This window comes from Streptococcus sp. HMSC078D09 (assembly GCF_001813675.1).
Classification (GTDB): Bacteria; Bacillota; Bacilli; order Lactobacillales; family Streptococcaceae; genus Streptococcus.
In genome coordinates, this window is record NZ_KV813656.1 from 1 (window position 1) to 4,943 (window position 4,943).

A 4,943-nucleotide genomic window follows, 5' to 3' on the forward strand; every position below is an offset into this window, starting at 1 on the left:
GCTAAGCGACTACCTTATCTCACAGGGGGCAACCCCCAACTACTTCCGGCGTTCTAGGGCTTAACTGCTGTGTTCGGCATGGGTACAGGTGTATCTCCTAGGCTATCGTCACTTAACTCTGAATGATTAAACATTCAAAATTGAACATCTATATTCTAACAAGTTAACCTTTCGTTGTCAATATCTTCTGACTCTTTGGATAAGTCCTCGAGCTATTAGTATTAGTCCGCTCCATTGCTCACACAACTTCCACTCCTAACCTATCTACCTGATCTTCTCTCAGGGCTCTTACTGATATAAAATCATGGGAAATCTCATCTTGAGGTGGGTTTCACACTTAGATGCTTTCAGCGTTTATCCCTTCCCTACATAGCTACCCAGCGATGCCTCTGGCGAGACAACTGGTACACCAGCGGTAAGTCCACTCTGGTCCTCTCGTACTAGGAGCAGATCCTCTCAAATTTCCTACGCCCGCGACGGATAGGGACCGAACTGTCTCACGACGTTCTGAACCCAGCTCGCGTGCCGCTTTAATGGGCGAACAGCCCAACCCTTGGGACCGACTACAGCCCCAGGATGCGACGAGCCGACATCGAGGTGCCAAACCTCCCCGTCGATGTGAACTCTTGGGGGAGATAAGCCTGTTATCCCCAGGGTAGCTTTTATCCGTTGAGCGATGGCCCTTCCATACGGAACCACCGGATCACTAAGCCCGACTTTCGTCCCTGCTCGAGTTGTAGCTCTCGCAGTCAAGCTCCCTTATACCTTTACACTCTGCGAATGATTTCCAACCATTCTGAGGGAACCTTTGGGCGCCTCCGTTACCTTTTAGGAGGCGACCGCCCCAGTCAAACTGCCCGTCAGACACTGTCTCCGTAGATGATGAACCTACCGGGTTAGAGTGGCCATAACACAAGGGTAGTATCCCAACAACGCCTCCATCGAAACTGGCGTCCCGATCTCAATGGCTCCTACCTATCCTGTACATGTGGCACAGACACTCAATATCAAACTGCAGTAAAGCTCCATGGGGTCTTTCCGTCCTGTCGCGGGTAACCTGCATCTTCACAGGTACTAAAATTTCACCGAGTCTCTCGTTGAGACAGTGCCCAAATCATTACGCCTTTCGTGCGGGTCGGAACTTACCCGACAAGGAATTTCGCTACCTTAGGACCGTTATAGTTACGGCCGCCGTTTACTGGGGCTTCAATTCATACCTTCGCTTACGCTAAGCACTCCTCTTAACCTTCCAGCACCGGGCAGGCGTCACCCCCTATACATCATCTTACGATTTAGCAGAGAGCTGTGTTTTTGATAAACAGTTGCTTGGGCCTATTCACTGCGGCTGACTTAAAGCCAGCACCCCTTCTCCCGAAGTTACGGGGTCATTTTGCCGAGTTCCTTAACGAGAGTTCTCTCGCTCACCTGAGGCTACTCGCCTCGACTACCTGTGTCGGTTTGCGGTACGGGTAGAGTATGATTAACGCTAGAAGCTTTTCTTGGCAGTGTGACGTCACTAACTTCGCTACTAAACTTCGCTCCCCATCACAGCTCAATGTTACAGAATTAAGCATTTAACTCAATTCACACCTCACTGCTTAGACGTGCACTTCCAGTCGCACGCTTTAGTTAGCCTACTGCGTCCCTCCTTCACTACATACTCTAGTACAGGAATATCAACCTGTTGTCCATCGGATACACCTTTCGGTCTCTCCTTAGGTCCCGACTAACCCAGGGCGGACGAGCCTTCCCCTGGAAACCTTAGTCTTACGGTGGACAGGATTCTCACCTGTCTTTCGCTACTCATACCGGCATTCTCACTTCTATGCGTTCCAGCGCTCCTCACGGTACACCTTCTCCACACATAGAACGCTCTCCTACCATACCTATAAAGGTATCCACAGCTTCGGTAAATTGTTTTAGCCCCGGTACATTTTCGGCGCAGGGTCACTCGACTAGTGAGCTATTACGCACTCTTTGAATGAATAGCTGCTTCTAAGCTAACATCCTAGTTGTCTGTGCAACCCCACATCCTTTTCCACTTAACAATTATTTTGGGACCTTAGCTGGTGGTCTGGGCTGTTTCCCTTTCGACTACGGATCTTAGCACTCGCAGTCTGACTGCCGACCATAATTCTTTGGCATTCGGAGTTTATCTGAGATTGGTAATCCGGGATGGACCCCTCACCCAAACAGTGCTCTACCTCCAAGAATCTCAATGTCGACGCTAGCCCTAAAGCTATTTCGGAGAGAACCAGCTATCTCCAAGTTCGTTTGGAATTTCTCCGCTACCCACAAGTCATCCAAGCACTTTTCAACGTGCCCTGGTTCGGTCCTCCAGTGAGTTTTACCTCACCTTCAACCTGCTCATGGGTAGGTCACATGGTTTCGGGTCTACGACATAATACTATTCCGCCCTATTCAGACTCGGTTTCCCTACGGCTCCGTCTCTTCAACTTAACCTCGCATCATATCGTAACTCGCCGGTTCATTCTACAAAAGGCACGCTCTCACCCATTAACGGGCTCGAACTTGTTGTAGGCACACGGTTTCAGGTTCTATTTCACTCCCCTCCCGGGGTGCTTTTCACCTTTCCCTCACGGTACTGGTTCACTATCGGTCACTAGAGAGTATTTAGGGTTGGGAGATGGTCCTCCCAGATTCCGACGGGATTTCTCGTGTCCCGCCGTACTCAGGATACTGCTAGGTATAAAGACTATTTCGAATACGAGGCTCTTACTCTCTTTGGCTGACCTTCCCATGTCATTCTTCTATATTCTTTAAGTCCACATTGCAGTCCTACAACCCCGAAGAGTAAACTCTTCGGTTTGCCCTCCTGCCGTTTCGCTCGCCGCTACTCAGGCAATCGCTTTTGCTTTCTCTTCCTGCAGCTACTTAGATGTTTCAGTTCACTGCGTCTTCCTCTACCTACCCTTAACAGATAGGAGTACTAGCCATTAGCTAGTGGGTTCCCCCATTCGGACATCTCTGGATCGTCGCTCACTTACAGCTCCCCAAAGCATTTCGTCGTTTGTCACGTCCTTCTTCGGCTTCTAGTGCCAAGGCATCCACCGTGCGCCCTTATTAACTTAACCTTATTTTTGGTCTTGCGACCTAAACTCTTTAAATATTTACAGCGTTTCGGTTTATTTTCTTGTTACTATTTGATATAGATATTCAATTTTCAATGTTCAATCTTAACACCCTTACAGTGTTAATGGAGCCTAGCGGGATCGAACCGCTGACCTCCTGCGTGCAAAGCAGGCGCTCTCCCAGCTGAGCTAAGGCCCCACAAGACCTCTCAAAACTAAACAAGACCAACGTACAGGTTTCCATTTCCTTAGAAAGGAGGTGATCCAGCCGCACCTTCCGATACGGCTACCTTGTTACGACTTCACCCCAATCATCTATCCCACCTTAGGCGGCTGGCTCCAAATGGTTACCTCACCGACTTCGGGTGTTACAAACTCTCGTGGTGTGACGGGCGGTGTGTACAAGGCCCGGGAACGTATTCACCGCGGCGTGCTGATCCGCGATTACTAGCGATTCCGACTTCATGTAGGCGAGTTGCAGCCTACAATCCGAACTGAGACTGGCTTTAAGAGATTAGCTTGCCGTCACCGACTCGCGACTCGTTGTACCAGCCATTGTAGCACGTGTGTAGCCCAGGTCATAAGGGGCATGATGATTTGACGTCATCCCCACCTTCCTCCGGTTTATTACCGGCAGTCTCGCTAGAGTGCCCAACTGAATGATGGCAACTAACAATAGGGGTTGCGCTCGTTGCGGGACTTAACCCAACATCTCACGACACGAGCTGACGACAACCATGCACCACCTGTCACCTCTGTCCCGAAGGAAAACTCTATCTCTAGAGCGGTCAGAGGGATGTCAAGACCTGGTAAGGTTCTTCGCGTTGCTTCGAATTAAACCACATGCTCCACCGCTTGTGCGGGCCCCCGTCAATTCCTTTGAGTTTCAACCTTGCGGTCGTACTCCCCAGGCGGAGTGCTTAATGCGTTAGCTGCGGCACTGAGTCCCGGAAAGGACCCAACACCTAGCACTCATCGTTTACGGCGTGGACTACCAGGGTATCTAATCCTGTTTGCTCCCCACGCTTTCGAGCCTCAGCGTCAGTTACAGACCAGAGAGCCGCTTTCGCCACCGGTGTTCCTCCATATATCTACGCATTTCACCGCTACACATGGAATTCCACTCTCCCCTTCTGCACTCAAGTTAAACAGTTTCCAAAGCGTACTATGGTTAAGCCACAGCCTTTAACTTCAGACTTATCTAACCGCCTGCGCTCGCTTTACGCCCAATAAATCCGGATAACGCTCGGGACCTACGTATTACCGCGGCTGCTGGCACGTAGTTAGCCGTCCCTTTCTGGTAAGTTACCGTCACAGTGTGAACTTTCCACTCTCACACTCGTTCTTCTCTTACAACAGAGCTTTACGATCCGAAAACCTTCTTCACTCACGCGGCGTTGCTCGGTCAGGGTTGCCCCCATTGCCGAAGATTCCCTACTGCTGCCTCCCGTAGGAGTCTGGGCCGTGTCTCAGTCCCAGTGTGGCCGATCACCCTCTCAGGTCGGCTATGTATCGTCGCCTTGGTGAGCCGTTACCTCACCAACTAGCTAATACAACGCAGGTCCATCTCTTAGTGATGCATTTGCACCTTTCAAATCAATATCATGCGATATCGACTTTTATGCGGTATTAGCTATCGTTTCCAATAGTTATCCCCCGCTAAGAGGCAGGTTACCTACGCGTTACTCACCCGTTCGCAACTCATCCGCTCGGTGCAAGCACCAAGCTTCAGCGTTCTACTTGCATGTATTAGGCACGCCGCCAGCGTTCATCCTGAGCCAGGATCAAACTCTCATTAAAATAATTGTTTGTCTTAAACTCATTCTGTCACTGACAGATTTATTGTTTCTT

At 50.1% G+C, this 4,943-nt stretch carries 1 tRNA gene and 3 rRNA genes; all 4 read right to left on the reverse strand.

Annotation, left to right across the window (positions count from 1 at the left end):
- The 4 genes from rrf to HMPREF2926_RS01830 all read right to left on the reverse strand — a co-directional run bounded on the left by rrf (window position 1) and on the right by HMPREF2926_RS01830 (window position 4,892).
- Window positions 1-116 (reverse strand): 5S ribosomal RNA (gene rrf / locus HMPREF2926_RS01815).
- Window positions 117-195: 79 nt separating this feature from the next.
- A 23S ribosomal RNA gene (locus HMPREF2926_RS01820) occupies window positions 196-3,095 on the reverse strand.
- Between the two features lie 123 nt (window positions 3,096-3,218).
- Window positions 3,219-3,291, reverse strand: a tRNA-Ala gene (locus HMPREF2926_RS01825).
- A gap of 53 nt (window positions 3,292-3,344) precedes the next feature.
- Window positions 3,345-4,892: ribosomal RNA gene (locus tag HMPREF2926_RS01830) — 16S ribosomal RNA — on the reverse strand.
- Together the 16S, 23S and 5S rRNA genes with 1 tRNA gene alongside form the textbook arrangement of a ribosomal RNA operon.
- Between the last annotated feature and the right edge of the window lie 51 nt (window positions 4,893-4,943).